This is a genomic window from Nitrospiria bacterium, assembly GCA_036397255.1.
In the GTDB taxonomy this organism is placed as follows: Bacteria; Nitrospirota; Nitrospiria; order DASWJH01; family DASWJH01; genus DASWJH01.
The window spans coordinates 1-20,326 of the sequence record DASWJH010000035.1 but is presented as its reverse complement, the minus strand read 5'-3'; the positions used below and the strand labels follow the sequence as shown (position 1 = coordinate 20,326).

Below are 20,326 nucleotides of genomic sequence, written 5' to 3'. Positions count from 1 at the left end.
CCGAACCACGGGAAGTGAATAAGAAAATCCAAACCGGTGACTGATTTGGGATTTAAAATCCTCAGGGACATCCCACCTGGCACTGGCGGTCAAAAAAACCTCTTTTCGGGGGTTCATCTGAAACTCAATAAATGGGGCCAGAAGGATACTCTCTAACCGAAATTGTGTTGGAACAATGGTATTCCCCACAAGGAGATGACCCCGGTGTTCCCCTTCTTCCAATTGCCCTTCCACACCGAGGGTAAACTGAAAGTCCTCTCTCACTTCTACGACATTGTCCTGTCTCAGCGTCATCCGTTGAAACCGATTGTCTGAAAAATTTTGGGGTATTCCAAAAGGGTCCCGTATTCCCGGCGCGACTCCTGGAGAGTCGATTGTTTCGTCCCGGTCCAAATAATCGAAATGAATACGGGCGTTCCACTTATTAAAAATCGGATAGGAGGCATCCGTCCCCATGGAAAACGCTTCAGACTCACGAAATTCAAGTGTTCTGATCACCGAAAACCGGTCTCCGCCACTATCATTCGGATAAGACTCCATCTCACTGGATTGAAATCGAAAAACGGTTTGAATATTCCATTTCTCAGGTCTGAAACCGAACTTGGAATGATAGGTTTCATTGAACAGGCGGTCTCCGGGAACGGCCTTCCCGCTGTCATGGACGGAACCGCTCAGGGAGTAGTCGAAAAAGCGATAGGCGCCTTGTGCCTGGACCCCCAACCGATAGGTTTCATACAGTCCTCCAGAAACCTCTAATCCCATCGTGGGTTTTCCGCTCCCCCTTCGGGTCAACATGTGAACCACGCCCGCCATGGCATCGGACCCATAGATAGGGGAAAATCCACCGCGGACCACCTCGATCCGTTCGATCCCGTCCTGATTGAGGGACGAGAAATCAAAAGACCCGCCTCGGGAATTGGTGGGGTCATTCACCCGAATCCCGTCGATCAGGACGAGCGTATAATTCGGATCTCCCCCCCGAATATAAACGGATCCGACCCCTCCCCTCCCTCCCGGCTGATCGATATGCAGACCGGGAACATGCCTCAGGAGTTCCGTGGCACTCACTTCCTGTTCCGCCTCTATCCGTTCTTCAGAGATCACGGTCAAACTCAGATCGGCTTTCGATTTTGGGGACGGAAGGTTCGAACCCGTGATGATAATCGGATCCAAATAGAGTGTCGGAATTTCTTCAGGCAGGCGGGTTTCCGCAAAACCCTTTGGGATAGAATAAAAAAACAAAGAGGAAATATGAGCAATAAGAATAATCTTGAACCGCATGATTGATTTTTAAGGGGAGATTTCGAATTACCCCAAGGAACATTGTCCAATTCTAGAAAAGAGAAATACTATACGATTTAGGCCCCTAAAGACATATTTTTTTATTGTTTTTTTGGATCAATTTAAGACCGGATGATTTCTTTGCCGTTTTCAAGACGTTCCACAACCGTTTGAACTTTAGGATACAATGTCATATACTTTTCTAATAAACCCCCAAGGAACACATTAAATGAAGCTTTTTCCCCCGGAAGTCGTATGAATCACGGAAATGAGAAAATTTAAAACGATCTTAGTGACCAGGATCAATTCGCCGTTTTAAAATAATAAAACCAAAAGACCCATTAAAAATTAAAACCAGTGACAGACAATCATCTACCTCCTCTCATTCAAGCGCTTCAAAATCCGAAGCTGTTTGGCCACCCCGCCGGGCATTTCCGGGTGATTCAAACCCACATCTCGTGGGTTTTGCTCACCGGCCGGTTCGCCTACAAAATAAAAAAACCCCTGAATCTTGGTTTTTTAGATTTTTCTTCCCTAAAAAAACGGCTTTTCTATTGCCAGGAAGAACTTCGGTTAAACAAACGGCTTTCGGAAAAAATCTATTTAGATGTCATCCCAATTTCGGGAAGTCCTGAAGCCCCAATTTTGAACGGGAAAGAACCTCCTATTGAATATGCGGTAAAAATGCGAGAATTTCCCCAAGATGCCCAACTAGATCGGGTGTTGGCACGCGGGCAACTTCTAGCGGGCCATATTGATGGTCTCACAACAAAATTGGCCCAATTTCATCAGCGGATTCCTGTTGCCCCAATGGGCTCTCCCTTTGGTTCACCCAATCGGATTATCCAACCCATTCGGGAAAATTTTCAAACCATTTTTAAAAATATAACGTCTCGAACCGAACGACAAGATCTTTCCCACCTTGAACATTGGATCAAAAAAACACATCAATTATTACGGCCGCTGATGAAAAAAAGGAAAAAACAAGGTTTTATTCGGGAATGTCATGGAGATATGCATTTGGGAAACATGGCCTTATTGAAAAATCAGGTCATCATTTTTGATTGTCTAGAATTTAATGAGAATTTACGGTGGATTGATGTTATGAGCGAAATCGCCTTTTTAACAATGGATCTGGAGGACAGAAGGCAATATTTTTTTGCTAACAAAATTTTAAATGGCTATTTAGAAAAAACAGGAGACTATGAAGGAACCCGGATTCTTCGTTATTTCCAGGTTTACCGTGCTCTGGTTCGGGCAAAGGTATCTTGCATACGGTTAAATCAGGAGGGAATTACCAAAAAAGATCAAAAATTAATTAGGGAGGAAATAAAAACCTACCTGAATCTGGCTAAAGGATATACCCATCCAAAAGAAAAATGGCTGGCCATTACTCATGGATTCTCAGGTTCGGGGAAAACCACTCTGACTCAATTTTTATTGGAAAAAACAGGGGCTTTGAGAATCCGAACCGATGTAGAACGAAAACGGTTAAAAGGCCTCTCTCCCTCCGCCCGCACACGCTCCCCAATTGGCAAAAACCTGTATTCCTCTCATGTAACGCGGCAAGTGTATCTAAAAATGCGAGGACTGGCGAAGATGATTCTGGGGGCTGGGTTCCCAGTCATTGTGGATGGAACATTTTTAAAAAAATTACAAAGAAAAATTTTACAACCCATTGCCCGAGACATCAATATTCCCTTTGTCATTTTAAATTTCAAAGCACCGGAATCAACCCTTCGGTCACGCATCAACCGGCGGAAAAAAAAAGCCAGTGATGCCTCAGAGGCAAACCTTGATGTTCTCAAACACCAAATTTTTTCCCAAGAGCCCCTGGAAAAAAAAGAACAATTCTATACAATAGATTTTGATGTTGGAAAAGAAATAAAGGAAGAACAAAAACTTAAAAAACTGATCCGTCTAATCAAGAAATTAAAAAACAAGAAAACCTTTTGTTGATGAAAATTATTATTGCCCCATTTCCAAGGCTAAAATGACAGCCTCGGCAATTTCCCGCATGGATCGACGGGTATTCATACTTTGTTTCCGTAAAAGTTTAAAGGCTTCATTCTCGGTTATCCTCTTGTTTTTCATTAAAAGGCCTTTTGCCTTTTCAACCACTTTCCTGGCCTCCAATTCTTCTTCCATGGCAAGGGACCGCTTCAAAAGAGCGGTGTTTTCAATGGCAATGGCGGCTTGATTTGCAACAGCCTGCAAAACTTTTATTTCTTCTTCCGAAAAATGATGAGGTTCCGATGTATAACTGTTGATCACACCAATGACCCGATCCTTGATCATCATAGGAACAGAAAGGAGTGAGCAAAGACCTTCCTTTCGGGCAAGATCTTGATACATAAACCCTTTTTCCCGAGTCACATCCAAAACCGAAACGGGTTTTTTCTCTTTCACCACCCGTCCGCTGATACTTTCCCCAATTTTAAGGGGAGGTTTACTTTTATAACGATCACTCAAGCTTTGGGTGGCTTTTATCACCAACTCCTTGTTTTTTTCTTCAAGAAGCATAATTGAGCAGGTTTGGGAAGACATCATTTCTGCAGTCATAGTAACCAAAAGGTGAAGAATCTCTTCCAAATATTGGTTGGAGGCAATGGTGGTGCTGACCCGGGAAAGGGTCTCAATGCGTTGAGCCTTTTTTTTCATCTCTTGATACAAACGGGCATTTTCAATTGCGCCACCCACCTGTTGCCCAATGGTCGATAGAAGGGCAATCTCCTCTGGACGGTGCTTCCGCTTGTTTTTGTGCTGTACATTAATAACGCCAATCACCTCATTTTGACTAATGACAGGAACGGATAAAAAAGCGTGATAGCGGTCCTCCGGCAAATTATGAAAAACCTTAAACCGGGGGTCATCACTTGCGTTACGAGAAATAGCCACCGGTTGGGCTTGCTTAGCCACCCATCCGGTGATCCCTTCTCCCACCTCGATGCGAATCCTTCCAATCAGCTTCGGGTGAGGGTTTTTCGAAGCACGAAGAATTAATTCCTCTCCCAATTGATCCAATAAATACAGGAGGCACGCATCTGCCTTAGTCACCTTAACCACGGTTTCGATAATCTGATGGAGAACCTCTTCCAAATCCAACTTGCAACTGATGGTTTGGGTAATTCTTCTCAGGACTTCAATTTCTTGTATTCTCTCTCGAACCGTTTTTTTTTGGGAGGACTGAGAAGTTATTTTTTCTTTGCGCTTAATCATTTTTAATGGATAGGGTCCAGAAGAGTAAGGGGGGCCCTTCAGCTTGAGTGGTAGAACAGGATTTATTTGAAGGGTTTCTTTGAACCCTCAAGCATTCAGGGTTTGAGGGTGAGATTAACATTTTTTTTCCATTATAGACTTATGAGGAAAATAAAAATTTACCATTATAATATTTCTTAATTTTCTAAAAACATCCTTTAAATTCTTTTAAATAAAAATTTATTATTTAAGTTTAAATTCTTAAAAGCCTTTTAATTTTTGGATGGAAATGTAACATAACCCTGGGAGGTTTTCCACCCTTTGTATGAGAAATAAAAATGAGGTGTCCTTACTGCCCCCCAATAAAAACCATGGGTTCCAACGGTTCAAAAATACATAAAAGACTTACGGTATTAACGCCCACTTTTATAATATTTTTTATCCTAAAATTTTTTTGCCATCCGCCCGAAGGACGTGCATTATATGACGTTTTTCAACCGATTGAATCACAACCTTGCCCATTCGAACCGGAAGAACAAAGTAAATTTTTCCTTGCCGAACCTTTTTATCAACAGACATAATTTCAAACAGTTTTTCAGGGGACCCTATTAAAAATTGTGTTGGAAGGTTAAATTTTTTTAACAAACGGATTTGCCGATTAATGAGATCCTCTGAGCATAACCCTAGGTAGTGTGCCAAACGGGAAGCAAAAACCATCCCAATGGCGATGGCCTCACCATGTTTGAATTTTTTATAGCAAGTCAATGTTTCCAAAGCATGTCCCAAGGTATGCCCATAGTTCAATATTCTCCTTAAACCTGATTCCCGTTCATCTTTTGAAACAATCTTTGCTTTGATTTGGCAAGACCGCTTGACAATTTCAATAAGAATCTTCGGTTTCATTTCTGAATTGGGCTGGACCTCTGATTCAAGGATTTCTAAAAGCCGCCGATCCGAAATAACTCCGTATTTAATAACCTCGGCAAGCCCCCCATTAAACTCCCGTTTGGACAAAGTTCTCAGGGTGGAAACATCTGAGAAAACAGATTTTGGGGAATAAAAGGAACCAATTAAATTTTTTCCGAACTGATGATCAACTCCTGTTTTTCCCCCGATACTGCTATCCACTTGGGCAACCAAGGTGGTGGGGATATGGATAAGGGAAATTCCTCGAAGGAATGTAGCAGCGGCAAATCCCGCCATATCCCCAATAACTCCACCCCCGAGGCCAATTAATGTGGATCCTCGTTCAAATTTCGCTTTGATTAGTCCATTATAAATCTTCTCCACCGAATGGAGCGTCTTGAACCTTTCTCCGTCTGGAAGGCAGAACAGATAAGGTTTTAACCCCGATTCCTGAACCTCCCGATAAAGTTCCTTAAAATATAATTTTTTAACCTTTGAGTTTGTTACAATCCCTACTTTCCCCTGATTTCCAGTTTTCTTGAAATAGTCCTGAATATGTCCCAGGGTTTTCCATCCTAAAAAAATAGGGTATTCACCCGTTAGGGTCTTTACCTTGATTAGGATATTCTGTACCAAATGGTCTCCTTAAAATTTAGTCAAATGTTTTTCACGAAAATATAAAAAAACAAAATCTAGAAAATGGGGGCTTTTAAAATGGTCTATTCAAAGATAAAAGGTTTCTTTGACCTTTCAGGAGAAGGGTTTAGTCAGATGACGATCGCTTTTTATATTCTTTTAGGATTTTTTCGGTTACATCGTTAACATTTCCACTGGTCGTATCCACAATTAAATCGGATTCTAGATAGGATTGGGATCTTTTTTCCAATAAATCCTTGATAATGGTCAAAGGGTTATCGCCTTTTAAAAGCGGACGATTTGTTCTGCGACTGATTCGCTCCCGAATTTTCTCTGGCGTTGCCGTTAAACAAACCACCCAGCTACCCTTTTTTAATTTTTCCCTGTTTAGCGGATTTAAAACCGCCCCACCCCCGGTTGCAATGACTGTTTCCTCGGAAAAACAAACCTCTTCGATTACCTTTCTTTCCAATTCTCTAAAAAAAGACTCTCCCTTGTCCTGAAATATATGAGAAATACTTTTTTTTTCCCTTTCTTCAATAATTGAATCGATATCAATAAAGCGCAACCCAAGGGCCTTAGCCAAACGCTTCCCTACCACCGTTTTTCCTGTTCCCATAAAACCAACCAAAACAATTCGTCTCATTAAATAAAAAAAAGATGGGTTAGTAATACTTTCTTAAAAAATGGAGACATCCACCCCTTTATCTTTAACGATAGGGTTTAAAATCTGGGTGCTAATATTGAAAAATCTTATTTTAATAAGAAAAAATCAGAATTCTTTTTGTGAGTGTGATCAGCCGATGTTGTAAAACAACACCATCACCCCTTAAAACCAAGAGTTTTGGTATTCTATCACAGATGGGAAAAAATTTCTAAACGGCTGGTTGCACGGCGGAAATGGTGGGTGTAATAAAAATCAATAACTCTCTACGGGTCTGAGTTTCACTTTCCCGTTTGAAAAACCAGCCCAAAACGGGAATTTTGTTAAGCCAAGGAACCCCTGCCGTGGAATCATCATCCGTTGACTCAAAAATTCCACCGATAACGGCGGTTTCCCCATCCTTCACCAGAATTTCAGTGTTTACTTCCCTTTTATCAATACTGGGAGTTCCAGTAATGGAAGACCGGAAAGATCCAATGGCATTCTTGGTTACCTTAATTTTCATGATAATGCTTCCATCCGGCGTAATTTGGGGGGTAACCGTTAAATTTAAGGTTGCATCGACAAACTGGGTCTGGGTACCGGATTGAGAAACGGTTTCAAATGGAATGGACTCACCTTGCTGAATCTTGGCCTCTTTATTATCTAAGGTTGTTATTCTTGGAGTTGATATGACCTTCGTTTCACCGGTCGTTTCACCCGCGGATAACCTGAGATCCAAATTATATCTCCCCAGTCTCCCCACTGTAAATGAGGTAGCCCCTAAAGGGCCTGCGGAACCACTGGCTGGCAAATTAACCGCAAAACCGGTTGAGGGATTAATGGGCGCTCCTGAATTTCCTCCAAAAACCCCATAATTAAGACCCGCTGAAGATGTGGAGGTGTAGCCCCCACCCCATTGGACCCCGATATCCTGGGCAAAAGATGTATTGGCTTGAACCACTCTGGCTTCAATCACAACCTGAGGGGTTTGCCGATCTAAAATCTTAACCAATTCACTCACCTCATTAATATGTTGGGGAATATCTTTAACAATTAAAGTATTGGTTTCGTTACTGACCATAATATCCCCCCGGGAACTTAAACTCTTTTTGAGGGTGGGGGAAAGAGAACTCGCTTTAGCGTAATTGACGGGAATAATTTTGGTGACCAAATCTTCGGCTTCAATGGTCGCCTTTTTTGCATCCCCTTCAGCCTTTTGTTGCTTTGCAATATTAGCCAACGTAGCGATTCGAATGATATTTCCATCTCTGAGCTGGCCCAACCCATTCATTTTTAAAATGATATCCAAAGATTGATCCCAAGGAACGTTAATCAATTTTAAGGTTACCCTCCCTTTGACATCGGACCCCACAATTACATTAGAACCACTGACATCGGCAATGAGCCGAATGATATTGGTTAAATCTGCATCCTGAAAATCAAGAGATATTTTTCTCCCTATAAATCTTTTTTCCTGAATAATTTCTCCCTCGGAAACCTTTTCTTTTCCTTTTTTATTGGTTTTCACAGCCTTTTTTTCAGTCGAACCATCATCAGAATTCTTTACCTTTTTTAAACCTTCCGCCTTTACAGATTCATCTTTAGTCTTTGGCTGGCTTACTTCTTTTGGGGTTTCTGAAATTTTTTTCTCTGTTTTCAGACTGGGAGAGGGTTCCTTCTGTTTTAATTCTTTTGAATTTTCCATCTTTATTTCTGAATTTCCATTTCCGGTTATCGGTGTAGGCGTTCCAGAAAATGCCCCCTCATTTTCTTTCCCCACGGACTCCGCCAACATAATAGCCTGACCCGCTGAGGATTCTTTTGCAGAAACTGAAATCAGGGCTTCTTCTATAGAAGGTTTAGAGGCCAAGTGAACAACGATTACGGCCCCCTCTTCCATTACTTTGAAAGGAGAAGGCTCAGACAAATCTAAAACCACACGAACCTTTTTTGGATTCAAGTGCTGGCCAACCCGTATTCTATTGAGAGTTGGACCAACCCCAGGTAGAAGATGCGTTTCCAAAAGGCTTGTAGTCCCGGGTAAATCTACAACCAAACGTTTGCCTTCAATAAGAAAGGACTCTTGTTTTAATTCCCCATTACCCTCAATTAGAACTTTAACCCCATCCGTATCTGAAACCGCTTCCACTTTAGTGACCTGAGTGGCGGGAGGCAACGACTTCTTTATGGGTTCGGAGGCCACCATAGGTTGAACGGGAACCTCAACCACCGGTTCCAAAATTTCGGAGAAAGGTTCTCCCTTTGTTCCTTTTTCCATTTTTGGATCCAGGAAAGGAGGTGTTTCATTTCCCAAATCTCTTCCCTTAGAAGCCATCTCCAGGTCTAATTTCTTTTCTTTCAACAGGTCAATGAAAAGAACCCCATCTTTAACCCGAATATTGGATTCTAGGGGCTTGGCAAGAAGGATTTCTAAACTGCCGACATCATTTGGTTTCTTGGCGGGAATGGGCCGTATCTCCAAAACATCGGATTGCTGAACATTTATAGTGGATTTGAATCTTCCAAAATCAATTCCTGCAAGATCCACAACCAATCGATCAGGATCCGTAAGTTGAAAAGTCGTATACAAAAGTGGAAAATCAGAAAAAACCCTTATTTCTACCTTAGAGGGCATTTCCGTAACTTGAATATCCTTTATTATTGGAAGACCTGAATCCTCCTTGACAGACGCCATCCTTGGGGCACATGAGATTAAACCGGTAAGCCACACTAGCATGAAAAAGACAATAAAAATATTCCTTCCTTTTCTCATTCGAAATCCTCCTGAGGATGAAGCTGAAAAACAAAATCTCTAGTCTTCTTTTCTCCAAAAATATCGGTAAAGGTTTCCTGTACAATAAGATTTTTGGGTGTAATTTCCTTTACCACCCCTTGGTTTTGCCCTACAATGGTACCTGCCCGAACCGTATACCCTTTTCCATCTGAACTTTGGAGCATTCCATTATAACCGAAATTTCCCCAAACAACCCCAATTAACTGGAGTTGAGAGAGCTCCACGCGTTGCAATGGGGGGAGGAGATCACCCCCCATCTTCTTCCCCACCAGTAAAATCGAACTAAACGGATCTCGACGACCTTCTGCATTATAACTATACACTGGCTTTAAAATTTCCGATTCTATTTCTTGATTTTCCCCCTCAGTGAGGGTTGTGGGGCTTGGGGTGGGAGGAGGAGGGGTTTGAGCAGGCAATGCGGCAGCTCCAATGGAAGGAACCGGTTGACCTGGATCCATTTGAGTTTCACATCCTATCATGAAGGCAAGCGAGACAGGGAGAAAAATCCCGTACACCCACAGGGGAAACCCCTTTCCCATTATCTTGTTAGCCAGATTTTTTTTGCAGATAAACATATTTTTCATCATTTAGGAGTTGTAGGAGGTTCTTTAATTGCGGCAAAAGCCGTAGCGATAAAGTTGGTTTGAATTTTTACTCTCCCATCTTTTTCTTCTTTTGCGTTGGTCATTTTAAGGTTAGAAATATTGACAATTCTGGGTAAATTATTAATCCGATCAAAAAACATTCCAACCGAATGATATCCCCCAGCAACCTCCACATCCACTGGTATGGCCACATATAGTCCCGTTGGGCTTTTCTGTGAGGCTTTGGGTTTCCAAAGCTTAAAATCCAACCCGGTTCCCACCCCCAAATCTGAAACCTGTTTTAACAATGTAGCCACCTCCTCTTCAGAGGGAAGTTGTCTTTTTCTCTCCTCAAGCTCTTTTTCTAAGGCTTCATTTTCTTTTTTCAATTGATCCAATTTTCGCAATTTAATTTGATTGACATTAATTTCATCCCTCACTTGAGAGACCTGGATTTGTAACCCTTCAATTTCACTGTTTTTAGGAAGATAAACCAAATACATAAAACCAAGAATGATAATTAAAAGAAAAACGGAAAGGACAATGACCCGTTGGTACATGGGGACACTTTTAAGCATTTCAGCGTTTAACCCAAACACTCTTTTTTACCTCCCTTTTTCCTTTAAAACTAAACCACCATCTTCACTTTTAATTTAAAATTGTAAATAGGAATATTTTTTTCTATGGTTTTGCGGGATTCCTCCAGCTGAACATCTAAGAAAAACTGAGAACTTTTTAAGTTTGCAATGTAATCAACAATATCGGAATTGGATAACGCTTTTCCCTCAATACTGATCACACCTTTACTTTCTGAAAAAGATTTAAGCCACACACGATCCGGAAGTTTATTGCTTAAATCATCCAACAAATGAACTGGACGACTTTGCTTTTTTCGTAAATTTTTTATTATTTCATTTTTTCTTTGAAGGACTTTTTTATTACTCTCATAATTATCTACAACCTTCACCTGCTCTTTTAATTTCTGAAGTTCCTTTTGGGCATTGGTGTGTTCAATCTGCAATTGAGTAATTTTTCCATTCGGGACATACCAAAAAAAGTAAACACAAAACAAAAAGGTGATAAAAACGCTGGCTCCAGCAATGACAAACTGGGCTTGCCCTTCGTTTTTTTTCTTGACCTTCCGAGCTCCCTCTGAAGGTAATAAATTAATTTTGATCATCGGTCACCTTTCCGGCGAAGAGCCAGCCCTACCCCGATGGCAGCCAGCGGCCCGGCTTCTTCAAGAAACCCGGGATCAAAGCGCTTATGATCGACTTCGATGTTTCGGAACGGGTTTGCAATTTCAACGGGGACACTAAGTTTCTCTGTTAAAAATCCCCCAAAACCGCGAATTTTTGCAGCTCCCCCGCTTAAAATAATTTTATCAATATTTTCATTTGCAGAAGTGGTTTTAAAGTACTCAAAAGACCTAGAAATCTCCGAGGCTGCTTCAGAGTGCACCACATGTAAAATGGTTTCCACAGCGTCTTTCTCAACCCCTGGAATCGCCCCTCCTCTTTTGGCCTCATCAGCTTGTTCATAGCTTAAATTGAGCTCTTTTTGGATGGCCTCCGTATACCGATTCCCCCCCACTGAAATATCTCGGGTAAATGTAAATTGACCATTCTTAAGGATATTGATATTCATTACGGAAGCCCCAATATTAACCAGAGCAACCACTTCTTCGGGTTGAAAATCATAATTCAGGCAAAACATATTCTCCAAAGCAAAAGCATCCACATCCAACACAACGGGAACCAAACCGGCTTCGTTCACCAACGATGTATATTCGGCCAATTTGTCCTTTTTGACCGCGACTAACAAAACACTCATTTGGCCTTTTCCATCAGGGCCTTCCGTGGTTTCAAGAATATGAAAATCCATATTGACATCATTGATGTCAAAAGGGATATACTGCTCGGCTTCCCACTTAATCGATTCCTCAAGTTCCTCTTCAGACATCGGAGGTAACATAATCTTTTTAACAATAACAGAATGCCCAGAAACCGATAAGGCCACTTCTTTAATTTTGGTTTTCTGCTCCTCAAAAAGCTCTTTGATGGTTTCGACCACGCTGCCAGAATCCATTACCGTTCCATCCACAATCAATTCTGGAGGCAAGTGCATAATTCCAAACCTTTCAAGCTTCAATCGCCCGCGAGCCTCGCTCAACTGTATTAGCTTAATGGAGCTGGATCCAATGTCCAGACCTAATAAGGGCTTTTCCTTTTGAAAAAGCAATTTTCTTCCCCCCTAATTTCTTTTTTCGTTTCTTAATCGAATCATTTTTTTTATTTCCTGAATATTTTTTTCCGAATAAAGGCGCCAATTTCGCCAATCTCGCCCCACACTTGAAATAAAACCTTCTTTTTCCCACCGGAATAGGGTGACTTTGGAAATATCAAAGATTGAACAAACTTCTTTGGCCTTATATTGCCTCTTGGGTTTTGCCACGGCATTTATTTCTTTTATGTTGGGAAGGAATGGGTTGACCATAGTAAGTATACTTAATATATCTCCCTTGTCAAGCTGAGATTGGCCATGCATAACTGATTGAAATTATTAATATTTCATGAGAAAAAAACCGGAAACGGCTGCCGATACCTTTTAAATAACTCAATTTATTTTTTTAAATTTCCATGTTTTAAAAGATATGTTAAATGCTCTCTTGAAAAAAAGAGGTCTTTAAGCGGCTTTAATAAAATTAACCCTCCGGGCCTTATGGGGCTCTCCAAAAAAAGTATGATTCTTTTTATCTCAAAACTGTGGTTATTGTTTTTCTTTGAATCCAGAGAAATATTAACCAATTCCCAATAAGGATAGGAAGAAATACCCAGATTCTTATTTTTCTTTCTTAGAAAAGTAGGGGGGGGGTTATTTGAATTTGATTATAATCAAAGGTTTTGAACAACCTTTGATTTAAAAAAGAATTGTGAAACAAGAAGTGGAAGGAGGGAAATGGATATTCCCAAAAGGCTACAGAATTATGGATTACGGCAATATAAAAGGAATAACAATGCAACCATTTCCTCTACTCAAAAATAGATCGAAAGACCTCCTCTGAACTTTTTCTGGATTTGACAAATCCCTCAACCTTACACTCCTGTTATAGCTGCCACCGAAGAACCGCTAGCCAAACTTGTTTATCGGACCCCGTTTTAGATTTTCCTGTGGGGATCGACCCCTTTTTTTAAAAACCGAATTTTACCGGAGAATGTTTTCCCTTAAAAACTTCAATAAATCCCTTCTTTTTGTTATTAAAAATAAACAACCATTGAGGAAGGAAAAGGAAATAACTTAAACCCCAAAGGATCATTGGGGAATCTGAGATAAAAAAATGTCCCCAAGTTCCCACAAAAATTTAAGCGGGGCTACCTAGAACCTAAAGCCCAAAAATGACCTTCGTTTTAGAACACCGGAAAAATCATCACCCTAAATGATTTCAGAAACCATTGCTCCCTTTTAATCCAAAAAGAGTGGATAACGTTCTTTTGTTTCTTTTCCCTACGACTTCACTTATTTAACCCTTCACCTCCTTTTTGAATTTTGATTTTTATTTGGTAATCGAGGTTTTTCCACCAAACCTAAAAGGGATTTCAACGATGCACCTAGGTAAAGCTCCATATCCACCTCGACCTTTTCCTCCTCTATAATCCTAAAAGCAACCACCTTCGCCCCATCAATAAACCGGTTTATTTTTTGGACCAGTTTTTCATCTTTGAGGACTAAATCTTCAACCCGATTTTTAGAATCAATGGGAAGGGCATATACTTCTCGTCGGAGCTGGAAAAAAGCATCCCTTCTGGCCTCCTGAAGGGCAGTATATCGTTGGTCCCCCACATCAAAACTAGGGTGTAAAATTCCCCGCCCCGTGACAAAAAGGAAACCATTGGACCAATCTTTAATGGAAGGCAATTCTTGGTTTTCAATTCGTTTCGAACAGGAAACAAAAAAAAGAAAACAACAGAGCAATCCCCCCCAACAGATAAGATGGAAAAAAGGCAGGGGGAGAAACCAATTAAAGTTAAAGGGGGAAAACCCTCTTATGTCTGTTCTACTGAATCCCATCTCTGATAGAGAGAGTGTGTTATTTTCATACTATCTAGAATTCGTCCAACCACAAACCTTACCAAATCGTCAATGGTTTTTGGTTGATTATAAAAGCCGGGCATGGCGGGAATAATTCTTACTCCCATTTTTGCTAAACTATACAAATTTTCAAGATGAATCGAACTTAGAGGAGTCTCTCTGGGAACAATAAAAAGGGGCCTTCCCTCTTTTAATGTCACATCCGCTGCACGTTCAATTAAATTGGAGGATGTTCCATGTCTAATAGCGGATACCGTTTTAAAAGAACAGGGGACAATAACCATTCCATCTGTAAAAACAGAGCCACTGGATATCGGAGCATGCAGATTTTCTGGACTAAAAAATTCAATCTCCTTTTCTCCAAAATGGTTTTTTAGAGATTGGTTCACCTCTTTTTCATTTCCAATCCATGAAACATTGACCTCCTCTTTTAAAATGGCTTGACCTTCACGGGAAATGGTTAGAAAGATTTTATGTTTTTTCTTAACCAAATATTCCAATAAGGTAAACCCATATATGGCCCCACTTGCCCCTGAAATCCCAAATGCAAAAGTTCCCATGTCTACCTTCCGTTTCCAAATCTTTTCTAATGGTTATTGTTGTATATCCCGATGACGAACCGAAATGTCCAACCCTTTTTTTCGCAGGTATTTACCGACTTGATTGACAAAAGCAACCGAACGATGGCGACCCCCCGTACACCCCATTCCAACATTCAAATAAGATCGTTTTTCTTTTTCATAGCAGGGAATAAGGTAATCAAGAAAGTCCACTAGTTTTTGGTAAAATTGAATCGTTTCAGGGTATTTCATCATGTATTCCCAAACTCGCTGATCATTTCCAGTAAAAGCTTTGATTTCGGGCACAAAATTGGGGTTGGGCAAAAACCGAAGATCAAATAACAATTCTGAATCGTAAGGAACTCCGTATTTATACCCAAAGGAAACTAAAGTAATATGTATAGGTTTTAATTCAGCAATATCAATAAAATGTTGGGAAATAAATGCCTTTAGTTGGTGAACAGAGTAGTCCGATGTATCGATAATTTGGTCTGCTCGCATCCGTAACTCGTTTAGGCTATTCCTTTCAATTTGAATTCCCTCGATAACGGGTTTCCCTTTTGCCAATGGATGGGGCCTTCGGGTTTCGGAAAACCTTCGGAGGAGAATTTCATCTCTTGCTTCTAAAAATAACATTTCAATTTTCAGCCCTTGGCTTTTTAATTTTTCAAAAATGGCAAGAAAATCCCCTAAAAACTCCCGTTCCCGAATATCAATTCCAAGAGCGACTCTTGAAATTTCTTCTCCAGAATGAGTACATAATTCAACAAAAGTTGGAACCAACCGGGAAGGAAGGTTATCCACACAATAAAAACCCAGATCTTCAAAACATTTTATGGTGTAACTCTTACCAGAACCGGATAACCCACTGATGATAATGATTAATAAATCACGCACCTTTTATCCCTTTGAAGAATATCTTTTCCGTACAAAAAACCCAAGGGTTTTTCCGGGGGGGGGGGACCCCATTATTTATAAAATAATTGATAAAAAGGCCCCTTATCTCACGCTCCTCCCTATCTCAAATTGGGAGGAAAAAACCCTTTTTTTAAATTTCGATACTGAGGGTAATCTTTCTTAACACCGATTTCAATTAAAATTTACTGTTATTTGATAATTTTTCTATTTTTTCAAACTTTTGGATAAAGCTTTCCCATATTATAAAATGGACATTCATGATCCCTTTTTCATGAATACCCGCTTTTTAAAGGTTTAAACGTTAAAGATTTTTAAAACTGGGATGTTTAGGCTAGCAAAATTTCTTTCGTCGACTGGCGGGTTGGATATTAAGTTCAGTTCTATATTTAGCAACAGTACGTCTGGCAATTTCAACATTTTGGCTTTTTAACATTTCAACAATTTCTTGATCCTTTAAGGGACGTTTCTGATCTTCTTCCGACACCATTTTCCGTATAATCTCTCTCACGGAAACCGCCGAAAGTTCGTCTCCCTTTCCATCGGTTCGGGCAACGGAATTGTTGAAGAAAAACTTTAACTCAAAAATCCCTTGGGGGGAATACATATATTTATTGGTGGTAACCCGGCTGATGGTGGATTCATGCATACTAATGTCTTCAGCAACCTGCTTCAAAACCAAAGGTTTTAAATACGGTAACCCCTTCTCAAAAAAATCGGTTTGAAATTTAACAATACTTTCCGCCACACGGCAAATGGTACGGTTTCTTTGCTCAATACTTTTGATTAGCCAAAGCGCAGAGCGAAATTTGTTCTCTAAATAAGATTTCGTCGCCTCCGATACCCCGTTTTTAGAACGCAACATTTTCCGATATAAAGGGTTTATATGAAGCCGGGGCATACCATCATCATTTAAAAGTATCAAATAACGCCCATCTGATTTGACTAAAAAAACATCAGGTACAATATAAATATTATCGGCGGAAGAAAAGGGTCTTCCCGGTTTGGGTTCCAGGTGTTCTAAAACACCTGCTGCGGCCACAACCTCCTCAATGGTTACCCCAAGGGATTTGGCAATGGCGGGAAACCGCCTTTTCTCAAGATCCTCTAAATGAGAAACAATGGCCCCCACCAGGGATCCTTCCAAACCCAATTGGTTGACTTGAATCAGCAAACACTCCTTTAAGTCCCTTGCCCCCACACCACTGGGATCAAAATCCTGGACAACTTTTAAAATTCTTAAAACCTCTGAAGGTGAAACCCCAGCCCCCCGAGAAACCTCCTCAATGGAAGATCGAAAATAGCCGTCCTCATCTATATCCCCGATAATGGATGTGGCAATCCCCTGCTCCTTCTGTGTAAGATTTGATAGTCTTAATTGCCAGAAAAGATGCTCAACGAGGGAAGTACCTTTTGAAAGGGTCTGCTCATAAGAAGGAAGTTCATTCTGCGAAGCCAGGGAATACCCCATATCCCTCCCATCATCCCTTTCCTGGTCAAAATACTCATCCCATCCCAAAGATAAATCTTCCGGTTTCAAACCTTCTTCTTCACGGTCGGAATTTTGAGCAACCTCCCCCTCATCTACTTTTTCTGTAGAAATAGATGGGGAAGAATCCTCATCCAGGGACTCTGCCAATGAATCTTCCAACAAGGGATTCTCCATCATTTCCGCAGAAAGAATCTGATTTAACTCCAACCGTGACAACTGCAATAACTTAATGGCTTGCTGAAGTTGGGGGGTCATAATCAATTTTTGATGAAGTCTTAAATCAAGCCTTGCTTTCATTATTCCGCCCTTATTTTTTAATAATCCCTTTTTTCATTATAACCGATTATTTAAAAAAGTTTCTTTTTTTAATTCATTTTGCTTAATAATTAAACCAAAAAGGCTTAAGCAATAAGAAAATCAATGTTTTACCAAAAATTCATCCCAACTTCGAACCTCGTTGTTTTTTTAATTCCAGTTAAGGTTGCTCTCGTTGACATCCAAAGGAACTTTCTCATCTAATAAACGAAAACGATCCCCCAGGTAAATGGCACGGGCACGGGGACTTCCTGCAATTTCTTGGGGGGTTCCACTCTCCAAAATTTTCCCCTCATTGATAATGTATGCCCGATCGGTAATTGCCAAAGTTTCTTGGACGTTATGGTCCGTAATTAAAACCCCAATATTCCTCTTCTTAAGCTGGATTACAATTTGTTGTATTTCCCCAACCGCAATGGGATCGATTCCTGCAAAGGGTTCATCTAATAAAATAAAATTGGGTTGAGTAATTAAAACCCTTGCTATCTCCACCCGCCTTCTTTCCCCACCGGACAGGGTATACGCTTTTTGATCAGATAAATGTTCAATCCCGAATTCTTTTAAAAGGTTCCCCATTCGTTCATCTCGACCTATTGGAGAAATATTTAGGGTCTCCAAAATGAGGAGCAAATTATCCCGGACAGTCAGCTTTCTAAAAATAGAAGGTTCTTGGGGAAGATAGCTAATTCCCTTTCTGGCTTTTTGATACATAGGGAGTTGGGTTATCACTTCGTTGTCCAAAAAAATCCCCCCCTGATCGGGTTTTACCAACCCAATCATCATCGAAAAAATGGTGGTTTTTCCAGCCCCGTTAGGTCCCAATAAACCGACCACTTCTCCAACGCCAACGGTAATCGTTACGTCATCCACCACTTTCCTGCCCCGAAATTCTTTTTGTAAATTTTGGGCTTTTAAATTCATTCAACCGTCACCAAACCTTTTTTTTCCTTTTCTTGGGGTTGAAGCGTCACACGGCTTTCTTCAACAATGCTTTTTCTCTCTTTCAAAAGAACCGTAATTTTTGAGCCTGCTAACAGGGACTCCCCTTCCCACACTTCTGGATCCCCCGTTAAGATGACAATGCCCTCCTCTTTATAAAATTCCGCATGCTCCGAACGACCCCGATGATTCCCACCCTGAAACACCACATGGCCATCTGCTTCAATTTTTTCCACCTGGTGATCATCCCTGGGGCCTAAAAAAGAAAATTGAGGAGAAACAGAAGAATCATGCCCCGGTTGAAGGAACAACAGGACATCATCAGCTTCCAAAATCATATCCTCATACTCAACAACCACATTTCCCTTAAAAAAAACTTTATTTTCCGAACCGTAAAAAACAAGTTCATTTGAGCGTATATTGATCTGCTTGGTGCCTATCGCTTCAGTGACTCTAGACCCGCTGGGAAATTGATTGGAAAAGGTTTTGGAAGGAACATCAATTAAAAAAAAGACAAAGAAAATAAGACAAAGGAGCCCTACCCTTCTTCTTAGAGGTCTCTCCGGAAAATTCAATTTGAGTTTTTGAAAATCACCCCCGTTGGGAAAAAGCTGGGGTTTGATGGTAAAAGGAAAAGGAACAACCATTTTTCTCATGAACCCCTAAACACTCTTTTTAAAAAGTCTTTAAAATTTTCTAAGGGAAAAAAGCACCCTTTAACCGGTTGATTAATAAAAATTTTGCCGCGTTAATTCTGTCCAATAAAATTAAAAAGAATCCCTTTCCCCGGTAATAAACGCTCGAACATCTTGATGAATCCTAACTTCCTGAGAATACACATTGGCCGTAAGGCCCACCCCTCTAATTTCAAACCCAGGACCCATAATCTGAACATTATCATTTGAGGAAATCTCATTTTTACTATTTGACCAATCCAACCGTTCGGTCAGAATGGTAACGCCATTACTTAATTTTACCTTTACCAAACCTTCCTTCTGCACCAAAAAAAAATCACGGGCTTGAGTATCCATCTGGCCGGTTTCTCCTTCTAAGCGTATCCATTCCCCATCGGGGGAAATAAAGCTTGCCTGAACGTCCCTTAAAAAAAGCAAGTGATTTTCCTTATAAACTTCGGCTTTTTTTGCCTTTACCTCCCATTGAACCTCCCCCTCCTGGTTCTGCAAAAAGGAAAACCCCCCGATTCCCACATCGGCCTTCCCCAACCGAATATTCTCAATAACCCCTTTTTCGGATTTCAACCTATTGATCGTAAAAAAAACCACAAGCAAAAAAGAAACCAAAAAACCCAATAAAAGGAAAGAAAACCTTTTCCAAAAGCTTAAATTTCTTCCGAAAAGTATGTTCATATTATCATAAAACATCAAATGAGTAAAGAAAGGAGCAATTTCATAACTGACTGTAATTAAAGAATTTTTTTAATTTTTGGTGAAAGAAACCGTCTTCCAAAAACCTAGGAAAAAAGAGTCACAATTAGGAAATTTTTGCCTTTCTTGTATTTCACTGGGCCTTAAAAATTACCAGATTAAAGCAATCCCCTCCTAAACCCTAAAACTGTTTTCTCACCGAAATAAAACCTCTTTTATTTTGTAAAAAGGGAAGGCCTTTACCATTTTCTGAATAAACAAAAATAGGGTCTTCGTGTAATCGAGTGGGTAAAAATTGTTAAAAAGTGTTTAAGGTCCATACAGGGCAAGGGTCAAGTCAAAGTCATTCTGTGGGTTGAAGCCTTTGAAGTATTAGAGGTTCCTGCAAAATCCAGTTCGTCATTCCCGCTTTCGCGGGAATGACGGGAAGGGCCTGGATTTCCGCTTTCCCCTGCCTGCAAGTGCCCGCCGGACAGGCGGGTAATGACAAAATTTACCCACTCACTTCCACGATGAGCCCAAAAATAATATAACTTTAAGGAGGGGCTTTGTCAAACCACAGGACCCAAAAAACTTTTTTTTTCAA

General features: G+C 40.5%; 18 protein-coding genes. 1 reads left to right on the top strand and 17 read right to left on the bottom strand.

Annotated elements, in window-relative coordinates; translation table 11 throughout:
- A partial coding sequence (locus tag VGB26_04670) for a TonB-dependent receptor plug domain-containing protein (GenBank protein HEX9757078.1) occupies positions 1-1,281 on the bottom strand: 1,281 nt, incomplete at its 3' end.
- Positions 1,282-1,638: 357 nt separating this feature from the next.
- Between VGB26_04670 and VGB26_04665 the strand changes: the two genes are divergently transcribed.
- Complete coding sequence (locus VGB26_04665) at positions 1,639-3,240, top strand: AAA family ATPase (protein ID HEX9757077.1); 1,602 nt, start codon at positions 1,639-1,641, stop codon at positions 3,238-3,240.
- A gap of 9 nt (positions 3,241-3,249) precedes the next feature.
- Here VGB26_04665 and VGB26_04660 read toward each other — a convergent pair whose 3' ends face one another.
- The 16 genes from VGB26_04660 to VGB26_04585 all read right to left on the bottom strand — a co-directional run bounded on the left by VGB26_04660 (position 3,250) and on the right by VGB26_04585 (position 20,201).
- Positions 3,250-4,500, bottom strand: a complete 1,251-nt coding sequence (locus VGB26_04660) for a GAF domain-containing protein (GenBank protein HEX9757076.1) — start codon at positions 4,498-4,500, stop codon at positions 3,250-3,252.
- 417 nt (positions 4,501-4,917) lie between these two features.
- Positions 4,918-6,021, bottom strand: a complete 1,104-nt coding sequence (gene aroB, locus VGB26_04655; GenBank protein ID HEX9757075.1) for a 3-dehydroquinate synthase — start codon at positions 6,019-6,021, stop codon at positions 4,918-4,920.
- A 127-nt stretch (positions 6,022-6,148) separates the two neighbouring features.
- Positions 6,149-6,667, bottom strand: coding sequence for a shikimate kinase (locus VGB26_04650; GenBank protein HEX9757074.1), 519 nt, complete (start codon positions 6,665-6,667; stop codon positions 6,149-6,151).
- A gap of 229 nt (positions 6,668-6,896) precedes the next feature.
- Positions 6,897-9,440 carry a type IV pilus secretin PilQ gene (pilQ, locus tag VGB26_04645; protein HEX9757073.1) on the bottom strand — a complete coding sequence of 848 codons (2,544 nt, stop codon included), beginning with the start codon at positions 9,438-9,440 and terminating at the stop codon, positions 6,897-6,899.
- Positions 9,437-9,919 carry a pilus assembly protein PilP gene (locus VGB26_04640; protein ID HEX9757072.1) on the bottom strand — a complete coding sequence of 161 codons (483 nt, stop codon included), beginning with the start codon at positions 9,917-9,919 and terminating at the stop codon, positions 9,437-9,439. Before VGB26_04640 ends, pilQ begins: the two co-directional genes overlap by 4 nt.
- Positions 9,920-10,044: 125 nt before the next feature.
- Positions 10,045-10,644: a type 4a pilus biogenesis protein PilO gene (pilO, locus tag VGB26_04635; protein HEX9757071.1), complete on the bottom strand. Its 600-nt coding sequence runs from the start codon at positions 10,642-10,644 to the stop codon at positions 10,045-10,047.
- Between the two features lie 29 nt (positions 10,645-10,673).
- Positions 10,674-11,225: a PilN domain-containing protein gene (locus VGB26_04630; protein ID HEX9757070.1), complete on the bottom strand. Its 552-nt coding sequence runs from the start codon at positions 11,223-11,225 to the stop codon at positions 10,674-10,676.
- Entirely contained in the window at positions 11,222-12,286 is a 1,065-nt protein-coding gene (pilM, locus tag VGB26_04625) for a type IV pilus assembly protein PilM (GenBank protein HEX9757069.1), read from the bottom strand. Before pilM ends, VGB26_04630 begins: the two co-directional genes overlap by 4 nt.
- Positions 12,287-13,573: 1,287 nt before the next feature.
- On the bottom strand, positions 13,574-14,017 hold the full coding sequence (locus VGB26_04620) for a hypothetical protein (protein ID HEX9757068.1): 444 nt from the start codon (positions 14,015-14,017) through the stop codon (positions 13,574-13,576).
- A 71-nt stretch (positions 14,018-14,088) separates the two neighbouring features.
- Entirely contained in the window at positions 14,089-14,694 is a 606-nt protein-coding gene (locus tag VGB26_04615; protein HEX9757067.1) for a flavin prenyltransferase UbiX, read from the bottom strand.
- A gap of 33 nt (positions 14,695-14,727) precedes the next feature.
- Entirely contained in the window at positions 14,728-15,591 is an 864-nt protein-coding gene (gene rapZ / locus VGB26_04610; protein HEX9757066.1) for an RNase adapter RapZ, read from the bottom strand.
- A 352-nt stretch (positions 15,592-15,943) separates the two neighbouring features.
- Entirely contained in the window at positions 15,944-17,398 is a 1,455-nt protein-coding gene (rpoN, locus tag VGB26_04605) for an RNA polymerase factor sigma-54 (protein HEX9757065.1), read from the bottom strand.
- Positions 17,399-17,566: 168 nt separating this feature from the next.
- On the bottom strand, positions 17,567-18,337 hold the full coding sequence (lptB, locus tag VGB26_04600; protein HEX9757064.1) for an LPS export ABC transporter ATP-binding protein: 771 nt from the start codon (positions 18,335-18,337) through the stop codon (positions 17,567-17,569).
- Positions 18,334-19,011 carry an LptA/OstA family protein gene (locus tag VGB26_04595; GenBank protein ID HEX9757063.1) on the bottom strand — a complete coding sequence of 226 codons (678 nt, stop codon included), beginning with the start codon at positions 19,009-19,011 and terminating at the stop codon, positions 18,334-18,336. The genes lptB and VGB26_04595 overlap by 4 nt, the downstream gene beginning before the upstream one ends.
- A 111-nt stretch (positions 19,012-19,122) precedes the next feature.
- Complete coding sequence (lptC, locus tag VGB26_04590; GenBank protein HEX9757062.1) at positions 19,123-19,722, bottom strand: LPS export ABC transporter periplasmic protein LptC; 600 nt, start codon at positions 19,720-19,722, stop codon at positions 19,123-19,125.
- Between the two features lie 350 nt (positions 19,723-20,072).
- Positions 20,073-20,201, bottom strand: a complete 129-nt coding sequence (locus VGB26_04585) for a hypothetical protein (GenBank protein ID HEX9757061.1) — start codon at positions 20,199-20,201, stop codon at positions 20,073-20,075.
- Positions 20,202-20,326: the final 125 nt, after the last annotated feature.